The sequence below is a fragment of the Oleiphilus sp. HI0080 genome, from assembly GCF_001635135.1.
Map to the genome: position 1 here is coordinate 1 of NZ_LWFU01000614.1, position 1,795 is coordinate 1,795.

The following is a 1,795-nucleotide window of genomic DNA, read 5'->3' on the forward strand; positions in this document are numbered from 1 at the left end:
TGTCGTCCAATCCCATTGATGTCAAAATTGATTCTATCCCCCCTTGCTCTTTAGAAACAACATCTAATAGTAACTTTTCTTTCTCTTTTAGTGTGTCATTGTGCAGCACTTCTAATATTCCATCGGAAAAGACTGTGATATTGAACTTGGGCGGCAGGTCTCGGACAACGCGCTCAAACTCAGGTTCCGGAAACAGACCTACTGCCACGCCCTTGGCATCCAGATATTCTGTCCCTTCCGGGGTTTTAAGTATTGGCAACGGCAAATGCCCACCAATAGTATAGGTAAGCGTTCTTTTGAACTGATCTAGCACCCCCGCAAACACCGTTAGATGCTTGCCAAGATCAGATACGATTAACTCTTGATTTAGACGCTTTAAAAACTTCACCGGACAACTGATGTCATCGCTAGACTGACGACGATAGTTTCGTAGTAAACGCGCGGACAAGTTTTTCAATAGTACGGTAACAAACGCCGAAGATGCGCCATGCCCTGAAACGTCAGCAAAGAAAAACAAAACGCGGTGATCATCAAGCCGGAAGTAATCTAGAAAATCACCACTCAAGTAAAGCGAAGGGCGAATAATGTGGTCAAAGTGAAAGCCGTTTAGCTCTTTTTGGCGCTGCGGCAACATCTTTAGTTGGACCTGAAGGCCTGCTTTTTGATCAGTTCGCAGCTCATGAATGCCTTCTCGCAGCTTTCGATTTCTCTCCTCCAATTCAGAACGCAGACGTTTGTTCAACTTTGCTAGCCGAATCTGATCGAGCGTTCTATGAATGACGGAATCTAGCTTTTCATAATCGCGCACCGGTTTAAGAATAAAGTCCTGAGCACCGGCCCGTAGACATGCGACAACATCACCGGCAGTTTCTGCGATCGATACAATTACGAGGGGGCTGCGTTTTTCGCCATCGAAAAAAGGCAATAGTTCTATTTGCTCGCTGGGGACATCAGCAAAAATAAGATCGGGAGGCTCTTCAAACGTAAGCAAGTGCGCAGTTTCAAGACTCTTAGCGGTTTGAACAAAGTAACCTTTACCGGTGAGGTAGGCGACCAGTTTTTCACGGTCATCGGCACTAGGGTCGATCACCAATATTTGGTCTGAGCTGGGATTCATAACTGCACTGTATTCAACATATATCTTCTGAGTATAGGCTAGCTGATCTCAAGGTAAAGCAAAGACGCAATAATACCAACGTCAGACAAAAACTATCGCTATACTCAGTATATACAAAGCCTACAACAGACTAGATCAAAAAGGATTTCTCTTGCTTCTTCAAGTAGACGACCTGCTCGGCAATTACCACAAACTGATTATGGATCCTGTGCACGGCGGCATACCTGTCTCCAGATTTGAAGTCGCTCTTATTGACCACCCGCTTTTTCAGCGCCTGAGATTCATTTGTCAGAACGACATACTATCTCTGGTGTTTCCTGGCGCTACGCATTCGCGTTTTTTACACAGCGTGGGTGCAATGCATGTTGGCGGGCGCATGTTCATGGCTATGGTGGAAAACGGCCTAAAGAAGCGAAGTCGAGAATTTGGTAGCGAGGTTGATAGCCAAGTTTTAGAAGCAATCAGCTATTTCCATCGTATTGTCCGATGCGCATGCTTGTTACATGACAGTGGTCACAGTAGCTTTTCTCACCAATTTAGTCGAACACAAGCGATACGCGAGATACTCGATTCGACCGACACCTTTAAGCAGCTTTGGAACGGCGCAGACTACCAACACGCATACAAACAGGTGCCCGAGCATATCGAACACGAACACTACTCTGTTCGTGTAGCCCA

At 45.8% G+C, this 1,795-nt stretch carries 1 protein-coding gene and 1 pseudogene; one reads left to right on the forward strand and one right to left on the reverse strand.

The genetic code is table 11. The features are described 5' to 3' along the window. Positions 1–1,117, reverse strand: a 1,117-nt coding sequence (locus A3751_RS13510) for a PP2C family protein-serine/threonine phosphatase (RefSeq protein WP_068456950.1), incomplete at its 3' end; no start/stop codon positions are given. A gap of 151 nt (positions 1,118–1,268) precedes the next feature. Here A3751_RS13510 and A3751_RS13515 point away from each other — a divergent pair. Beyond that, positions 1,269–1,795, forward strand: a pseudogene (locus tag A3751_RS13515) (HD domain-containing protein); the annotation flags it as partial.